We start from the raw sequence: 16,577 nt of genomic DNA, 5'->3' as shown, positions 1-16,577 counted from the left end.
GTCCTCTCGGTGACAGGGGCGACGCAGTCCTGTCATTCTTGTCAGGACAAAGCCGTCGAACAACCGGCAGGCAGCCATCAAAAACCCCTCAAGGAGCCTCGGTATGGGCCACCCGTTCCCGATCCGGGAGATCGCGCGGCAGGCGGGTCTGAGCGAGGCCACCGTGGACCGGGTGCTCAACGGCAGGGGAGGGGTGCGGGAGAGCACCGCGCACGAGGTCCGCCGGGCCGTCGCCGACCTGGACCGGCAGCGCACCCAGGTCCGGCTGGTCGGCCGTACCTTCATGGTGGACATCGTGATGCAGGCCCCGGAGCGGTTCTCCACCGCCGTGCGGGCCGCCCTGGAGGCGGAACTGCCGTCCCTGCACCCGGCGGTGGTCCGCTCGCGCTTCCACTTCCGTCAGACGGGGCCGGCCTCCGAACTGATCCGGACGCTCGACCGGATCGCGCGGCGCGGCTCGCAGGGCGTCATCCTCAAGGCGCCGGACGTCCCCGAGGTCACCGCCGCGGCGGGCCGGCTGACGGCGGCCGGGATCCCGGTGGTGACGCTGGTGACCGACCTGCCCGCCACGCCTCGCCTGGCCTACGTCGGCATCGACAACCGGGCCGCCGGGGCGACCGCCGCGTACCTCATGGGCCAGTGGCTCGGGGACCGGCCCGGCAATGTGCTCACCAGCCTCTCCAGCGGCTTCTTCCGCAACGAGGAGGAGCGCGAGATGGGGTTCCGCAGCGCGATGCGCGCCCGGCATCCCGAGCGCGCGCTGGTGGAGATCGCCGAGGGCCAGGGCCTGGACGCCACCCAGTACGACCTGGTCCGGGCGGCCCTGGAACGCGACCCGGACATCCGCGCCGTGTACTCCATCGGCGGCGGCAACATCGCCACCCTGCGGGCCTTCGAGGAACTCGGCCGCGTGTGCGCGGTGTTCGTGGCGCACGACCTCGACCACGACAACACCCGCCTGCTGCGTGAGCACCGGCTCTCCGCCGTCCTCCACCACGACCTCCGCCAGGACCTGCGCGAGGCCTGCCACCACGTGATGCGGGCCCACGGCGCCCTGCCGCCCGCGGGACCCTCGCTGCCGACCCCGATCCAGGTGGTGACGCCGTACAACATGCCTACGGTGTAGGCAGGTCGGCCCAGGTGCCGGTCGCGGCGGAGCGGGTCATCGCGCCGAGTGCCTCCGCGCTGCGTACGGCGTCGGTGAGGGTGGCGCCGTAGGGCCTGCGCTCGGCGATGGAGCGCAGGAAGCGGTAGGCCTCCACCACCTTCAGGTCGTCGTAGCCCATGGCGTTGGCCGCGCCGGGCTGGAAGGCGCCGAACTCGCCGTCGCCCGGGCCGACGTACACCGTGCTGACGGGCTGGTCCTGGTAGGCCGTACCGCGGCTGATGCCGAGCTCGTTCATCCGGCGGAAGTCCCACAGCAGCGCGCCCCGGGTGCCGTGGATCTCGAAGCCGTAGGTGTTCTGCTCGCCGACCGCGACCCGGCTGGCCTCCAGGACGCCGCGGGCGCCGGAGGCGAAGCGGAGCAGGCAGTTGACGTAGTCCTCGTTCTCGACCGGGCCGAGTTCGCCGCCCCGGGCCCGGGTGTGGCCCGCGGTGGCGCCGGTCGGGCGGGCCCGCTCCGGTACGAAGACCGCGGTGTCGGCGGTGAGGGAGGCGAGCTCGCCGAGCAGGTACCGGGCCAGGTCCACGCCGTGCGAGGCGAGATCCCCGAGGACTCCGCTGCCGCCGCGCTCGCGCTCGTAGCGCCAGGTCAGCGCGGACTCGGGATGGGCGGCGTAGTCGCTGAACAGCCGCACGCGCACATGCGTGACCGTGCCGATCTCCCCGGCGGCGATCAGGTCGCGGGCCTTCTCCACCGCGGGCGCGTTGCGGTAGTTGAAGCCGACCGCCCCGCACACCCCGGCCCGCGCCACCGCGGCGGCGACCGCGCGGGCGTCCTCGGCGGTCAGGCCGACCGGCTTCTCGATCCAGATGTGCTTGCCCGCCTCCGCCATCGCGACGCCGATCTCGCGGTGCAGGAAGTTCGGGGCGGTGATGCTGACCGCCCGCACCCGCGGGTCGGCGGCCACCTCGCGCCAGTGGCGGGTCGTGGCGGTGAAGCCGAACTGCGCCGCGGCCTCCTCGGCCCGGCCCGGCACCTCCTCGGCGACGGTGACCAGCTCCGGACGCAGGGGCAGCCGCGGGTAGTGGTGGCGCACGCGGGCGTAGGCCTGGGTGTGCACCCGCCCCATCCAGCCGAATCCGACGACGGCGACCCCAAACGCATCCACCATGACAGCCCCTTTTTGGACCGGTCCAGAAGCCTTTTCACCCACACTGGGCGCGGTCCGCGCCGGGTGTCAACCCTTTGACAAGCCCGGACTGCCCGTGGAACGGTCCATGTCATGCGACCGCCGACCATCCGCGACGTGGCCGAACGGGCCGGGGTCTCCAAGTCCCTGGTCTCGCTGGTGCTGCGCGGCTCCGAGCAGGTGCGCCCCGAGAAGCGGGAGGCCGTGCTGCGGGCCGTGCGGGAACTCGGTTACCGGCCCAACACCGCCGCCCGCAGCCTCAGCGAGCGGCGCACCCGGACCGTCGGAGTCCTCCTCAACGACCTGCGCAACCCCTGGTTCGTGGAGCTGCTCGACGGGCTGAATCCGCTGCTGCACGACCACGGCCTGCACATGCTGCTCGCCGACGCCCGGCTCAACCGCCGCACCGGCCAGGACCCCGCCGCCCCCTTCCTCGACCTGCGCGTCGACGGCCTGGTCGTGGTCGGCACCCTGCCCGATCCGGCCGGGCTCGAGGCGGTCGCCGAGCGGATGCCGGTGGTCGTGGCGGGCGCCCGCGAGGCGGTGCCGCCGCGGGTCGACGTCGTCGCCGGTGACGACGAGCAAGGCGCCCGCCTGGTCACCGAGCACCTCATCGGCCTCGGCCACCGCCGGATCGCGCACCTCGCGGGCTATGGGGCGGTCGGCGAGCTGCGCAGACGGAGCTTCGAGGCGACGATGAGCGCGCACGGCCTGGCGGACGGCGCGCGCGTCGAAGCCTGCGACATGACCGAGGAGGGCGGCTACCGCGCCACGGTCCGCCTGCTCGGCCGCCCCGACCGGCCGACCGCCGTCTTCGCCGTCAACGACATCGCCTGCGTCGGCGCGCTCTCGGCGGCCGGGGAACTCGGCCTCGACGTGCCGCGCGACCTGTCCGTGGCCGGCTACGACAACACGAGCATCTCCCGGCTGCGGCACCTGTGGCTGACCACCGTGGACGGCGGCGGCCACGACGTCGGCCGACGCGCCGCCCGCTGCCTCCTCGACCGCTTCGAACGGCCCGGGGCACCGGGCCGCCTCCGCCTTGCCGCGCCCGCGCTGGAGATCCGGGGCACCACGGCCCCGCCGCTCACAGATTGATCGCGTACGCCTTGCGCAGCGTCTCGTGCACCGTCCAGGTCGTACGGTCGCCCGCGCGCAGCACCGCCATGTCGCCGGGGCCCACCGTCAGCGTCGGCCCGTCCTCGACCTCGATGGTGGCCGAGCCGCTGATCACCACGAACAGTTCGTCCGCCTCGGTGTCGGTGACCACGCCCGGGGTGATCTGCCAGATCCCCCGGATCTGCCGGCCGTCCGCGGACTCCCAGAGCACCTTCCCGGTTACCTCGGGCGTGCCGGAGACGATCTGCTCGTGCGCGAGCGGCTCGGGTTCGAGTGCGGCGTCGGGGATGTGGACGACGAAACTGTGGCTCATGCCAGGACCCTAACCGGCCGCAGTGGATCAACGCCGTCGGCACAGTGTGCGGTATCCACCCGCGCGGGAGGACACTTCGTCGCGACCGAGGGAGCGCCGCCCGGGGGAGTGAGCCAGCCCCCGCATCATGCCCGCAATACATCGGACAAAATTGTTGACAATCTTGTTTGACTAGATTTAGGTTCGACAGGCACTCACTCAGGGAGGGCACACCATGCCGAAAGAAGCCCGTCCGAGCACCGGGGAGCAGGCCAAACAGCACGCGCTCGCGCGGCTGCGGCAGGCGATCCTGCACGGCGAGATGGCACCGGCCCAGCGGCTGGTGGAGAACGAACTCGCCGAGCAGTTCGGTGTGACACGGGCGAGCATCCGCGCCGCGCTCATCGATCTGGAGGCCCAGGGCCTCGTGGAGCGGATCCGCAACCGCGGCTCGCGGGTGCGGGTGGTGACGGTGGAGGAAGCCGTCGCCATCACCGAGTGCCGCATGGTCCTCGAAGGACTGTGCGCGGCGAAGGCGGCCGTCGCGGCGAGCGACGAGCAGCTGGCCGAACTCACCGAGCTGGGCACGGCGATGACCAAGGCCGTGGCCGCCGGTGAACCGGTCACCTACTCCGACCTCAACCACGAACTGCACACCAGGATCCGGGAGTTCTCCGGCCAGCAGACCGCGCTGGAGCTGCTGGAGCGGCTCAACGCCCAACTGGTGCGCCACCGCTTCCAGCTGGCACTGAGGCCGGGGCGGCCGCAGCAGTCCCTGAGCGAGCATCTGGCGATGATCGAGGCGATCAGGGCCAGGGACCCTGAGGCGGCCGAGGCGGCCGTCCGCGCCCACCTCAGCAGCGTGATCGAGGCGCTGCGCGACTGAACCTCGCGCGAGGCGGGCGCCCACCTGTCCAGCAAGGAGTTCTCCACCATGACTCAGGCCAACGCGCCCGCCCCAGCACGCTCGACACTCGTCGTCACCGCGCACGCCGGTGACTTCGTGTGGCGCGCCGGCGGTGCCATCGCCCTGGCCGCGTCCCGCGGCGAGAAAGTCACCATCGCCTGTCTGACCTTCGGCGAGCGCGGCGAGTCCGCCAAGGCGTGGCGCGAGGGGAAGAAGCTGGCGGAGATCAAGGCGATACGGCGGGACGAGGCCGAGCGGGCCGCCGCCACCCTGGGCGCCGAGGTCCGCTTCTTCGACGCCGGCGACTACCCGCTGATCCCCACCGCCGAGCTGACCGACCGGCTCGTCGAGGTCTACCGCGCGACCCAGCCGGACGTCGTGCTGACCCACCCCACCGAGGACCCGTACAACGGCGACCACCCCGCCGCCAACCGCATGGCACTGGAGGCCCGGGTGCTCGCCCAGGCCATCGGCTACCCGGGCGAGGGCGAGATCATCGGCGCCCCGCCGGTCTTCTTCTTCGAGCCCCACCAGCCCGAGATGAGCGGCTTCAAGCCCGAGGTGCTGCTCGACATCACCGAGGTCTGGGAGACCAAGCGCAAGGCCATGGAGTGCCTCGGCGCCCAGCAGCATCTGTGGGACTACTACACCGACCTCGCCGGCCGGCGCGGAGTCCAGCTCAGGCGCAACGCGGGCCCCAACCTGGGCCTCGCCCACCGGACCATGGCCGAGGCGTACATGCGCCCCTACCCGCAGATCGCGAAGGAGCTGGCATGAGCGGCGTCATCGTCACCGGCCCCCCGAAGGCGGCCCTCGAGGACATCGACGCGCTGGCCGGGTACGGCGTGGCCACCGTGAGCGAGGCCATGGGCCGCACCGGCCTGCTGGGCCCGGGGATCCGGCCGGTGCAGCAGGGCGTACGGGTCGCCGGCACCGCGGTCACCGTGCTGAGCTGGCCCGGCGACAACCTCATGATCCATGCCGCCGTCGAGCAGTGCGGTGAGGGCGACATCCTGGTCGTCACCACCACCTCGCCGTGCACCGACGGCCTGTTCGGCGAGCTGTTCGCGACCGCCCTCCAGCAGCGCGGGGTGCGCGGCGTGGTGCTGAACACCGGGGTCCGCGATACCCAGGAGCTGCGGGACATGGGCTTCGCCGCCTGGTCCCGGGCGGTCTCCTCGCAGGGCACGGTCAAGGCGACGGGCGGCTCGGTCAATGTGCCGATCGCCATCGACGGCCAGGTCGTCCGCCCCGGGGACGCGATCCTCGCCGACGACGACGGCGTCGTGGTCGTCCCCCGGGAGCGCGTGCGCGAGACGGTGCGGAAGTCCCGGGCCCGTGAGGACAAGGAGACCGCCACCCGGGCCGCCTTCCTCGACGGACAGCTCGGCCTGGACCGCTACGGGCTGCGGGACAGGCTGAAGGAACTCGGCGTCGAGTACCGGACGTACGAGCAGTACGAGGGAGAGCGGCCGTGACCGCGGAGGTGCCCTGTCTGCTGATGCGCGGCGGCACGTCCAAGGGCGCCTACTTCCTCGCCGGTGACCTGCCCGCCGAACCGGACGCCCGGGACGAGCTGCTGCTGCGGATCATGGGCAGCCCGGACCCGCGCCAGATCGACGGACTCGGCGGGGCTCACCCGCTCACCAGCAAGGTGGCCGTGGTGTCGCCGTCGGCCGACCCGCGGGCCGACGTCGACTACCTCTTCCTCCAAGTGGCCGTCGACCGGCCCGAGGTGACCGACCGTCAGAACTGCGGAAACATCCTCGCCGGGGTCGGCCCGTTCGCCGTGGAGCGCGGGCTCGTCCCGGCGGGCGAGCGGGAGACCGCGGTCCGGATCCGCATGGTCAACTCCGGTGACTACGCCACGGCGACCTTCCCGAGCCCGGACGGACGCGTCGACTACACGGGCGGCGCCGCGATCTCGGGCGTGCCCGGCACGGCCGCCCCCGTGGTGATCGAGTTCCCGCCGGGCGCCTCCGCCCTGCTGCCCACCGGACACGTCCGGGACGAGATCGACGGGGTGCCGGTGACCTGTGTGGACAACGGCATGCCGACGGTTCTCATGGCGGCCGCCGCGCTCGAGGTCACCGGCTACGAGTCGCCGCGGGACCTGGAGGAGGACACCGAACTCGCCGACCGGCTCCGCCGGATCCGGCTGCGGGCCGGCCGCCTCATGGGCCTCGGCGACGTGTCCGGGGCGACCGTGCCCAAGCTGACGCTGCTCGCTCCGCCCCGCCACGGCGGTGCCGTCACCACCCGCACCTTCATCCCCGCGCGCTGCCACACCTCGATCGGGGTGCTGGGCGCGGCCGGCGTGGCCGCGGGCCTGCGGATCGACGGAGGCGTGGGCGCCGGTCTCGCTCGGCTCGACCCCGGCAGCGACCGGATCCGGCTCGAACACCCCACCGGTTTCCTGGACATCGAGAGCAGTCTCGGCACCGATGCCGACGGCCTGCCCACCGCCCGCCGCACCGCCGTGGTCCGAACGGCCCGCAAGATCTTCGACGGCACCGTCTTCGCCAGGGCCGCCGCACAACCCCTTGGAGGTCCCCGATGACTCCGCCGCTCGGCGACATCGCGCACATCGGCCACGCCCAGCTGTTCACGCCCGACCTGGACGCGAGCGTCGCCTTCTTCACCGACTATCTCGGCCTGACGGCCCATCACCAGCAGGGCGACAGCGTCTACTTGCGGACCTTCGACGACTACGAGCACCACAGCCTGGTGCTCACCGCCCGGGAACAGCCCGGCCTCGGCCGGCTCGCGCTGCGCACCTCCAGCGAGGAGGCGCTGCACCGCCGGATCAGGGCGGTCGAGGAGTCGGGCGGCTCGGGCCACTGGGCGGAGGACGAGCCCGGCCTCGGCAAGCTCTACGTCACCACCGACCCCGACGGCCATGAGCACGCCCTGTACTGGGAGAGCGAACACTACGCGGCCCCCGAGGAGTTGCGGCCCGCGCTGAAGAACCAGCCGCAGGCCAAGCCCAACCGGGGCGTGGGGGTCCGACGGCTCGACCACGTCAACTTCCTCGCCGCCGACGTCCTCGCCAACGCCGAGTTCCAGCAGAACGTGCTCGGCGCCCGGCCGACGGAACAGATCCGCCTCGACAGCGGGAAGATCGCGGCGCGCTGGCTGACGTACACCAACAAGTCGTACGACGTCGTCTACACCTCGGACTGGACCGGCAGCGCCGGGCGGCTGCATCACATCGCCTTCGCCACCGACACCCGCGAGGACGTCCTGCGGGCCGCCGATCTCGCCATCGACAGCGGGGTGTTCATCGAGACGGGACCGCACAAGCACGCCATCCAGCAGACGTTCTTCCTGTACGTCTACGAGCCGGGCGGCAACCGGATCGAGCTGTGCAATCCGCTCACCCGGCTGGTGCTGGCGCCCGACTGGCCGCTGATCACCTGGACCGAGGAGGAGCGCAAGAAGGGGCAGGCCTGGGGCCTGAAGACCATCGAGTCCTTCCACACGCACGGGACGCCACCGGTCGCGTAGCGCGATCGCCACGGGAGCCGTACCGAATCGTCGATGAGATTGTTGACAAAAACGTTGACTCTTTCGGTACGGCTCCTTAGCGTCTAGCGCACCCCGCACGAGAGGAAGAACAACGATGTCCCCCCTCGCTCCATCCGCCCGCGGCAGCAGACTGGCCTTCCTGGTCATCGGGCTGTGCTGGCTGGCCGTGCTCTTCGACGGCCTCGACATGTTCATCTACGGCTCGGTGCTGCCGCACCTGCTGGAGACCGGGACCTTCGGCCTCACCCCCGGCCAGGCCGGCGACCTCGGCTCCTACGCCACCTTCGGCATGCTGGTCGGCGCCCTGACCGCCGGTACCGTCGCGGACCGGATCGGGCGCAAGAAGCTCATGGTCGCCTGCGTGGTCCTGTTCTCGCTGGCCTCGGGCGTGTGCGCGATCGCCGACTCCGTCGCCGTCTTCGGCCTCGGCCGGACCCTCGCCGGTGTAGGCCTCGGCGGGCTGCTCCCCACCGCGATCAGCATGGTCTCCGACTACGCCCCGCGCGGCCGCGCCGCGATCGTCATCGGCCTGCTGATGACCGCCCACCACGCGGGCGGCATCCTCTCCGCCTACGTCGCCAAGTGGCTGATCGAGCCGGCCGGCTGGCGCGCCGCCTTCTGGGTCTGTGTGCTCCCGCTGCTCTTCGCCCCCGTCCTCGCCAGGTTCCTGCCCGAGTCGCTGAGCTTCCTGATGGCCAAGGGCCGCACCGAGGAGGCCCGCGCGCTGGCCGCCCGCTACGACGTCGAACTCCCCGCCGCCAAGACCGGCAAGCCGGCCGCCGGTGACCGCTGGGCCAACCTGAGGGGCCTCTTCCGCGGCGGCGAGTGGACCCAGACCCTGCTGTACTGGCTCGCCTCCTTCGGCGGACTGCTGCTGGTCTACGGCGTCGCCACCTGGCTGCCCACCCTGATGCGCGCCGAGGGCTACGAACTGGGCTCCGCGCTCACCTTCGTCGTCGTCTTCAACCTCGGCGGCATCGTCGGCATGCTGGTCGCCGGACGCGCCGCCGACCGCTTCGGCGCCCCGCGCATCTCGGCGATCTGGTTCGCGCTCACCGCGGCCGGGGTGTTCCTGCTCAGCGTCCACATGCCGCTCGCGGTGACCATGACGGTCGTCTTCCTCACCGGTGTGTTCCTCAACAGCGCCCAGACGATGATCTACGCGACGGTCTCGATCCGCTCCACCCCCGGCAACCGTGCCACCGCCGTCGGCTGGACCTCCGGCATGGGCCGCTTCGGCGCCGTCTTCGGACCGTGGCTCGGCGGGCAGTTGCTCGCCGCGGGCAACGGCGACTGGGGCTTCACCGCCTTCGCCCTCGCCGGAGTGTCGTCCATGGTCTTCATCGGCATAGCCGCGCTGCGCGGCGGGCGCGGGACCCCGGCCGAGGGCGCCCCGCGAAATCTGGTCACCACGCACTGAAAAAGGGGGGACTGACGTTGACAGGGGATCCCGGTCATGTCGCCCTTCCCGCCTGAGACACCCGCCCGCGTACGGTAAGGTTTACCTGCGCGTTCTCGCGGCACCACCGTGAGAGGGACGCACCGGGACGTGGCGCAGCTTGGTAGCGCACTTGACTGGGGGTCAAGGGGTCGCAGGTTCAAATCCTGTCGTCCCGACGGTGCGAAGGGTCTTCGCGGGCAGCGGCTCGCGAGGACCCTTTTCTCATGCGCGCCGTCCGACCGGGTCTACGCGTCCGGGCACCGCACGCCGCTCGACTCGACCCGTCGCCCGTCCGAGCCCGTGACGGTCACCGGCACCGGTTGTGACCCCGGGTCGGCGACGCGCTGCGCCGCGGTGGCCGTACAGCTGAGCTGGGCCGCGACGAGATCGCTCAACCGGCCCGCCGACGGGGCGAGTCGGACGGTGATCCCGTCCTCCCGCTCGGTCACCGTCACGAGGTCGGACGGGCGGTGCCCTTGCTGCGGGGGGCCCGGGGCGTCCGGACTCGTGGGGATCGGGGTGGCGGTGAACAGGCCCGCCGCGGGCGGCAGTCGGGTGGTGATCCGCTTGCGGCGCTCCCCGTCCGTCGGGCCCAGGAGCAGCGTTTCCAGGGCCTTCGCGACGTCCACCGGCGCGGTGGTGCGGCGGGGGACGGCGACCAGGGTGCCGTCGACGACGTAGTAGACCTGGATCACCGGCGTCACCCCGCTTGCCGGACCGCCCGCCTCCACCACTCCGGTCGTGGGGATGCCGCAGGAGGTGAGCGCGCACAGGGCGGCGAGCCACAGCGGCGCGGATCGCCGACGGGGCGTCATGAGCCGCTTCCCGGGGGCGGCCCGTCGTCGGGCAGGGGGAGTCGTACGGTGAAGACGGCGCCCCCTTCGGGCCGGTTCGCCGCGCTGACCGTGCCCCCGTGCATGCGGACGTTCTCCGCGGTGATCGCGAGGCCCAGACCGCTGCCCTCGGTCCGGGTGCGGGCGGCGTCCGACTTGTAGAACCGCTCGAAGACATGGGGCAGCACGCTGTCGGGGATGCCGGGCCCGCTGTCCAGCACCTCGATGACGGCGAGCCGTGCCCCGCCCGACAACCGCAGGCGCACGGGACGCGCGCCGTGCCGCAGGGCGTTGCCGACCAGGTTGGCGACGACGACGTCCAGGCGGCGCGGGTCGACCCGGCCGCGCAGGGTGCCCGGCGGGGGCAGGTCGCAGTCGACGAGGCCGGTCCAGGCGCGCGCGGCCAGGGTGCGCCGCAGCGACTCGGCGAGGTCGATCTCGTCCAGGTGCAGCACCACCGCGCCCGCGTCGAAGCGGGAGATCTCCATCAGGTCGTCCACCAGCCGGGCCAGCTTCACGGTCTCCTCGCTGATCAGCCGGACCGCGGTCGCGGTGTCCGGGTCCAGGCGGGCGGCGTCCTCGTCGAGGACGTCGGTCACCGCCGACATGGCGGCCAGCGGGGTGCGCAGTTCGTGCGACACGTCAGCGGCGAACCGGCGGGCCCGCGCCTCCATGCCGCGCAGTTCGGCCACCGACTTCTCCAGCGCGGCGGCCGTCTCGTTGAACGTGTGCGACAGATCGGCCAGTTCGTCGGAGCCGTGGACCGTGAGCCGGGTGTCCAGTCGGCCCTCGGCGATGCGCCGGGTGGCGTGGCGCAGCGCCCGAACCGGCCGGAGCACGCCGCGCGCGGCGAGCAGCGCCAGCAGCACGGCGAGGGCGAGTGCGGGCACGGTGGCCCGTTGGGCGGCGGTGACCAGGGCGTCGACATAGGCCCGTTCCGTGGTCTGCGGCACCGTCAGGAAGATCTGCACGCCGGAGGGGTGGGTGCCTTCGTCGGACGAGGCGAACAGGACCGACATGCCGACGACCAGCGCGGTGTGGTCGCCGCCGGCCACCCGCTGGAACACGGTCGCGGTCCTGGAGCGCACGGCGTCACGCAGGGCGGGCGTCAGTTCCTCGAAGGGGTCGTCCGGGGCGGAGGTGGCGCTCAGGTCGCCGTAGGCGGCCAGGACCCGCCAGGTTCCGGAGGGGTCGGCGCCGGCCACGTCGGTCGCGAACCGCCGCAGTTCGTGCTCGCCCGGCGGGAAGGAGAGCTCCTCGGCGAGCCGGCCGACCTGGGTGCGCAGCAGCTGGATCACGGTGTCCTGGCTCTGCTGGAGCACCCCGGTGCGCGCCTCACGGAAGGTCAGGGCGCCGGTGGTCGCGGCGGTGACGGCGGCGACCAGCGCGAAGGCCACCACCAACCGCGTCCGCAGACCGCGCAGTTGCGGCACCCGGGGCCGCCTCACCGGGCCGCGAACCGGTAGCCGAAGCCGCGCACGGTCTGGATGTAGCGCGGCTCGCGCGGCGGTTCGCCCATCTTGGCGCGCAGCCGCTTGACGCAGGCGTCCACCAGGCGCGCGTCCCCGTGGTAGCTGTGCTCCCAGACCGCCTCCAGCAACTGCTGCCGGCTGAACACCTGGCCGGGGGAGGCGGACAGGGTGAGCAGCAGCCGCAGTTCGGACGGTGCGAGCGCGATCGGCACGCCGTTGCGGGCGACCGAGAGACCGGACCGGTCGACGGCCAGCTCCCCGTAGGTGTCGATCTTCGGGATGCCGGGTTCGCCGGAGGCCCCGCCCGCCCTGCGCAGCACGGCCCGGATGCGCGCCTGGAGCACCCGGGCCTGGACGGGCTTGACCACGTAGTCGTCGGCGCCCGCCTCCAGGCCCACGACGATGTCCTCGTCGTCGCCCCGCGCGGTCGCCATGATGATCGGCAGGGTCTGATCGAGGGCGCGTATCTCGCGGCACACGTCGAGACCCGGCAGGCCGGGCAGCATGAGGTCCAGCACCACGACGTCCGGCCGGAACGACCGCACCCGCTCCAGACCGTGCTCCCCGGTCGCCACGGCGGCTACCTCGTGCCCCTGGCGGCGCAGGGCGAGTGCGACTCCCTCCCGCACGGCACGGTCGTCTTCGATCAGCAGAACGCGTGGCATGCGCTCAGTATCCGTACGGCAGCCGACGACCCGGGACTTTGTTACGGGATGATCATATGAACCGGAATCGGCGGGCGTGTTATCGCTTCGTTATTGTTTGCGCCCGGTCCGATCACATGGCGGTCACAGCCTGGCCGACATGACCACGCGTACCGCTCGTTCTCCCCGTGGCCGTCGGCGGGGCGGCCCGTCCCATGCCTCTCCGCGCAGGCGGCGGGGGGTGTTGTGGGCAGGGCTGGTCGCACTGGCCGTGCTGGGGGCCTTCGGGTTCGCGGCGACGGACGACGGGGGCGGAGCGCACGCCGGGCCGGCCGGAACCCCCGCGTCGGCAGGGGGCGCACAGCCCTCGTCCTCGACCTCCGCCGGCCCGCCCGAACCCGACATCCCGGCCACCGGACCGGGCACCTTCACCCCCGCCGCCGGCTCCGGCGCACCGGCGGGAAAGGGCACGGCCCTGCGCTACCGGGTCGAGGTCGAGGACACCGTCGACCTCTCGGCCGCCGACGTGGCCCGGCAGGTGGAGCGCGTCCTGGCCGACCCGCGCGGCTGGACCGCGGACGGCCGCTCGGCGTTCCGGCGGGTGTCGAGCGGTCCGGCCGACTTCGTCGTGAAGGTCGCGACCCCGGGCACGGTGGACCGGATCTGCGGGCAGTACGGGCTGGACACCGGCGGCGAGTACAACTGCAGCGTGGAGCGGAACGTGATGGTGAACCTGGAGCGCTGGCTGCTGGCGACCCCCGTCTACGCCGAGGACGTCACGGCCTACCGCGCGCTGATCATCAACCACGAGGTCGGCCACTTCCTCGGCCACGGCCACGTCGGCTGCCCGGGCCCCGGACAGCCCGCGCCCGTGATGATGCAGCAGATCAAGGGCCTGAACGGCTGTGTACCCAATGTCTGGCCGTACGACGAGGAGGGGCGGTACCTGACCGGACCGGCCGTCTCCTGACCGCGGCGCACACAGCGCCGCGGCCGAGAGACGCGTTCCCTCCCCCGAAGGTCACGTCTCTCGGCCACTCCCCCGGCGCCGGACTTGCGGTCCGTCCGCCCGCGTACGGCTGTACCCGTGCCGTTACCAGCACATCACCGCGGTCTCCCCCGATCCCCAGGTGGAGTACAGACGCACACGGACGAAGTAGCGGCGGCCCTTGACGAGATGGGCCCTGATCGTGGCGTTCCCGGCCATGCCCCCGTCGTCCCGGCCGGTGAGGTAGCGGGGTTCCCCGTCCCGCTCCTCGAAGACGACCACCACGGCGTCGCTGTCGCCGAACGTGGCCACCGTGTACTCACGCGTCTCCGGCGGCTCGACGGCGAAGTCGGCCTGTCCGCCCGGGCCGAGAGCGATCGGCGCCGAGCGGAACGGCACCAGCGCGGGCGGCCGAGGAGGGCCGGCCGGCGGGTACCAGCGCAGGACGTACTCCTTGTCGGCGGGGGAGAGCGCACCGGGCGGGTTCAGGCCCGCGCGGAACTGCTCCGGCTCCAGGATGAGCCCCGCCTCGAAGGGGTACTCCATGATCGACTGCGGGTCCCAGACGGAGCCGTTGGCCTCGTCCGGGTCCAGCTTGCGCAGGATGTTGAAGAACGTCGTCTCCCGGCTCCAGAAGTTCGGCGGGCCCGCCAGGTCCGCGAAGACGGTCTCGTCGTCCCAGTGGATGCCGGCGAACGGGCTCTGGTGCTCGTGCAGCATGCCGAGCGCGTGCCCGATCTCGTGCAGGGCCGTGCCGCGTTCCGAAGGCGCGGTCAGGTCCCAGCCGAAGTTCATGGTCCGTTCGTTCCGGCCGACCTGGAGCGCGTCCTTGCCCACCGTCGACCACGAACCGTCACCCAGCTGGAACCCGATCCGCAACTCGGCTTCCGAGCGGTCCTGGACCTCGGTGAACGACACCCCGATGCCAAGGCCCTGCCACTCCTGGAAGCACTCGCGCACCACGTCCCGCTGCTCCTTCGAGCCGACCCACGACACCCGCCGGGACCCCCCGGTCCCCGGTACGGGAATCATGGACGCGGCGCTGTCGCCGTCGAAGAAGCAGTAGTGCAGGACCGTGTGGTTGACCCACATCCGGCGTCCGCCGATGAGCGCACGCTGCCGCTCGGCGGTCAGCCCCGGTGCCAGAACGGGGGCCGACTGCTGCGCGAGTGAGCAGTAGCGGGCGGTCATGGGCCAAGGTTGCCGTGGGCGGCGGCCGGGCGCCTGAGTCGGGGGCTACTCAAGTCACCCTGTATCAGGGGTGAGTAGGGGTGCTCTTGTAGGTGTGATGACATTCGAACGGGATGCGAAGACCCTGGAGCTGCCCTGGCCGTTCACCGGACGGGACAGCGAAGTCGAGCTGATCCGCCGGTCCCTGGCCGCGGGCCGGCACGGCATCGTGGTGACCGGAACGGCGGGCTGCGGCAAGACGCGGCTCGCCGCCGAGGCCACCCGTGGCACCGACTGCGCCAAGGTGGCCGGCACGCCCGAGGCCCGCACCATCTCCTTCGCCGCCTTCGCGCACCTGCTGCCCGAAGCGGTCACCCTGCACCGGGCCGTGCAATTGCTGTCCGCTGTACGCCTGTTGGTGGTGGACGACGCGCACCTCCTCGACGACGCGTCCGCCGCCCTGGTCCACCAGCTGGCCGTGCAGGGCCGCACCCGGCTCGTGGTCGTGGCCACCGACGGCGTCCCCGCGCCCGGGGCGGTCTCGCGCCTCTGGACCGGCGAACTGCTGCCCCGTCTCACCCTGGACCCGCTGCCGCCGGAGGAGACGGCCCAACTGCTCGGCGACGACCTCGAACCCCTCACCGTGAACCGGCTGCACCGGCTGTGCCAGGGCGATCTGAGGCTGCTGCGCGACCTGTCGGGCGCGGTGCGCGAGCGGGGACTGCTCACCCGCGTCCCGGGCACGGACGGCCGGGCCTGGCGGGGCCCGCTGCCGCTGACGGCGACCGTGCGCGAGCGCGCCGCGCACGTCCTGGACCGCACCCACCCCGAGGAGCGCGAGACCCTCGAACGCCTCGCTTTCGGCGAACCCCTCGCCCCCGACATGGACCTGTTCGACCTGTGGGCCCTCGAACGCCTGGAGGCCGGCGGACTGATCCGCATCGACGACCGGGGCGCGGTCCGCCTCGCCCACCCCCTGCACGGCCCGGTGCTGCGGGCCGCGGCCGGCCGGCTCCGGGCACGGCGCCTGGCCCGCACCCCGGACCAGTGCGCGGCGGCCCTCGACGCCGAGGCGGCCGTACTGGCGCGCAGTGTCCGCCTGGCCGACGTCCGGGCGGTGTCGGCGCCCGTGGGGGAGTGGCTGGTGGACGAAGGCGCGCGGGTCCCGGCCGGATACGCGGCCCTGCGTGCCCGGTTCGCCCGCATCGGCGGGCGGCTGAAGGAGGCCGAGGCGTGGGCCGGGGAGGGTTTGCGGGACGCACCGCAGGACCCGGACTGCCGCGGTGAACTCGCCCTGGCCGTCGCGCAGTCGGGCGCGGTGACGGCCGTGGCCGACGGTGCCGGGGACGGCTGGCCCGCCGTCGCGCGCGGAGACCTCGACGCCGCGCTGGCCACCGTGGAGCCGTACGACGCCGTACGGCTCGGCGCGCCCGAGCGGGCCGCCGGACGCCTCGACGGCGTCTTCGCGCAGCACGCCGACGCGCTCGCCCGCGGCGACGGGCCCGCCCTGGACCGGGCCGCCGAGGCGCTCCAGGAGCGCGGGCTGCTGCTGTACGCGGCCGAGGCGCACGCCCAGGCCGTACGGGCCCATCGCGACCCCCGCGCGGCCCGCACCTCCCGCACCCGTGCCGTCGCCCTCGCCCGCCGCTGCCAGGGCGCCCGCACCCCGGCCCTGTCCGGCCTGGTGCTCGGCGAACTGACCGCCCGCCAACGGCAGATCGTGACGCTGGCGGCCGCGGGTCTCAGCAACCGCCAGATCGCCGAACGCCTCACCCTCTCGGTCCGCACGGTCGGCAACCACCTCTACAGCGCCTACGCCCGCCTCGGCGCCAGCGACCGGGGCGCCCTGCCGTGGCTGGTGGACCTGCCGGCGGCACAACCGGCGTGAG

16 protein-coding genes and 1 tRNA gene are annotated in these 16,577 nt (G+C 72.8%); 11 read left to right on the top strand and 6 right to left on the bottom strand.

Annotation, left to right across the window (positions count from 1 at the left end; all coding sequences use genetic code 11):
* The first annotated feature begins 103 nt into the window (after positions 1-103).
* A complete protein-coding gene (locus ACFYW5_RS23515) occupies positions 104-1,126 on the top strand; it encodes a LacI family DNA-binding transcriptional regulator (RefSeq protein ID WP_389419026.1) in 1,023 nt (340 codons plus the stop codon).
* On the opposite strand, the gene ACFYW5_RS23510 is transcribed toward ACFYW5_RS23515, so the two are convergent.
* Positions 1,116-2,276 (bottom strand): Gfo/Idh/MocA family protein, encoded by a 1,161-nt coding sequence (locus ACFYW5_RS23510; RefSeq protein ID WP_389419025.1) that lies wholly within the window; start codon positions 2,274-2,276, stop codon positions 1,116-1,118. The two genes, ACFYW5_RS23515 and ACFYW5_RS23510, sit on opposite strands and share 11 nt — an antisense overlap.
* A 111-nt stretch (positions 2,277-2,387) precedes the next feature.
* Between ACFYW5_RS23510 and ACFYW5_RS23505 the strand changes: the two genes are divergently transcribed.
* Positions 2,388-3,392 carry a LacI family DNA-binding transcriptional regulator gene (locus ACFYW5_RS23505; protein WP_389419024.1) on the top strand — a complete coding sequence of 335 codons (1,005 nt, stop codon included), beginning with the start codon at positions 2,388-2,390 and terminating at the stop codon, positions 3,390-3,392.
* On the opposite strand, the gene ACFYW5_RS23500 is transcribed toward ACFYW5_RS23505, so the two are convergent.
* Positions 3,382-3,726, bottom strand: a complete 345-nt coding sequence (locus ACFYW5_RS23500; protein WP_389419023.1) for a cupin domain-containing protein — start codon at positions 3,724-3,726, stop codon at positions 3,382-3,384. The two genes, ACFYW5_RS23505 and ACFYW5_RS23500, sit on opposite strands and share 11 nt — an antisense overlap.
* Positions 3,727-3,940: 214 nt before the next feature.
* Between ACFYW5_RS23500 and ACFYW5_RS23495 the strand changes: the two genes are divergently transcribed.
* The 7 genes from ACFYW5_RS23495 to ACFYW5_RS23465 all read left to right on the top strand — a co-directional run bounded on the left by ACFYW5_RS23495 (position 3,941) and on the right by ACFYW5_RS23465 (position 9,757).
* On the top strand, positions 3,941-4,591 hold the full coding sequence (locus ACFYW5_RS23495; RefSeq protein ID WP_389419022.1) for a GntR family transcriptional regulator: 651 nt from the start codon (positions 3,941-3,943) through the stop codon (positions 4,589-4,591).
* Between the two features lie 48 nt (positions 4,592-4,639).
* Positions 4,640-5,389, top strand: a complete 750-nt coding sequence (locus ACFYW5_RS23490) for a PIG-L deacetylase family protein (RefSeq protein ID WP_389419021.1) — start codon at positions 4,640-4,642, stop codon at positions 5,387-5,389.
* A complete protein-coding gene (locus ACFYW5_RS23485) occupies positions 5,386-6,090 on the top strand; it encodes a 4-carboxy-4-hydroxy-2-oxoadipate aldolase/oxaloacetate decarboxylase (RefSeq protein ID WP_389419020.1) in 705 nt (234 codons plus the stop codon). Before ACFYW5_RS23490 ends, ACFYW5_RS23485 begins: the two co-directional genes overlap by 4 nt.
* A gap of 23 nt (positions 6,091-6,113) precedes the next feature.
* Positions 6,114-7,172, top strand: a complete 1,059-nt coding sequence (locus ACFYW5_RS23480) for a 4-oxalomesaconate tautomerase (protein ID WP_389419216.1) — start codon at positions 6,114-6,116, stop codon at positions 7,170-7,172.
* Positions 7,169-8,119: a catechol 2,3-dioxygenase gene (locus tag ACFYW5_RS23475; RefSeq protein ID WP_389419019.1), complete on the top strand. Its 951-nt coding sequence runs from the start codon at positions 7,169-7,171 to the stop codon at positions 8,117-8,119. The genes ACFYW5_RS23480 and ACFYW5_RS23475 overlap by 4 nt, the downstream gene beginning before the upstream one ends.
* Before the next feature lie 115 nt (positions 8,120-8,234).
* Positions 8,235-9,560: an MFS transporter gene (locus ACFYW5_RS23470; RefSeq protein WP_389419018.1), complete on the top strand. Its 1,326-nt coding sequence runs from the start codon at positions 8,235-8,237 to the stop codon at positions 9,558-9,560.
* 123 nt (positions 9,561-9,683) lie between these two features.
* Positions 9,684-9,757 (top strand) — tRNA-Pro (locus ACFYW5_RS23465).
* 69 nt (positions 9,758-9,826) lie between these two features.
* Here ACFYW5_RS23465 and ACFYW5_RS23460 read toward each other — a convergent pair.
* The 3 genes from ACFYW5_RS23460 to ACFYW5_RS23450 are packed head-to-tail and all read right to left on the bottom strand — an operon-like array spanning position 9,827 to position 12,551.
* A complete protein-coding gene (locus ACFYW5_RS23460) occupies positions 9,827-10,396 on the bottom strand; it encodes a hypothetical protein (protein ID WP_389419017.1) in 570 nt (189 codons plus the stop codon).
* On the bottom strand, positions 10,393-11,847 hold the full coding sequence (locus tag ACFYW5_RS23455; RefSeq protein ID WP_389419016.1) for a sensor histidine kinase: 1,455 nt from the start codon (positions 11,845-11,847) through the stop codon (positions 10,393-10,395). Before ACFYW5_RS23455 ends, ACFYW5_RS23460 begins: the two co-directional genes overlap by 4 nt.
* Positions 11,848-11,858: 11 nt before the next feature.
* Positions 11,859-12,551 carry a response regulator gene (locus tag ACFYW5_RS23450; protein WP_389419015.1) on the bottom strand — a complete coding sequence of 231 codons (693 nt, stop codon included), beginning with the start codon at positions 12,549-12,551 and terminating at the stop codon, positions 11,859-11,861.
* A 139-nt stretch (positions 12,552-12,690) separates the two neighbouring features.
* Here ACFYW5_RS23450 and ACFYW5_RS23445 point away from each other — a divergent pair, with 139 nt between their 5' ends.
* Positions 12,691-13,500: a DUF3152 domain-containing protein gene (locus ACFYW5_RS23445; RefSeq protein WP_389419014.1), complete on the top strand. Its 810-nt coding sequence runs from the start codon at positions 12,691-12,693 to the stop codon at positions 13,498-13,500.
* Positions 13,501-13,623: 123 nt separating this feature from the next.
* On the opposite strand, the gene ACFYW5_RS23440 is transcribed toward ACFYW5_RS23445, so the two are convergent.
* Positions 13,624-14,709, bottom strand: a complete 1,086-nt coding sequence (locus ACFYW5_RS23440) for a M12 family metallopeptidase (protein ID WP_389419013.1) — start codon at positions 14,707-14,709, stop codon at positions 13,624-13,626.
* A 97-nt stretch (positions 14,710-14,806) separates the two neighbouring features.
* On the opposite strand from ACFYW5_RS23440, the gene ACFYW5_RS23435 reads away from it, so the two are divergent.
* The gene (locus ACFYW5_RS23435) at positions 14,807-16,576 is read left to right on the top strand and encodes a LuxR C-terminal-related transcriptional regulator (RefSeq protein WP_389419012.1); all 1,770 of its coding nucleotides are present in this window, start codon (positions 14,807-14,809) and stop codon (positions 16,574-16,576) included.
* The last annotated feature ends 1 nt before the right edge of the window (position 16,577 follow it).

Origin of the sequence: Streptomyces sp. NPDC002779 (genome assembly GCF_042888685.1) — a bacterium.
Classification (GTDB): domain Bacteria; phylum Actinomycetota; class Actinomycetes; order Streptomycetales; family Streptomycetaceae; genus Streptomyces.
This window is presented reverse-complemented; position numbering and strand designations above follow the sequence as displayed.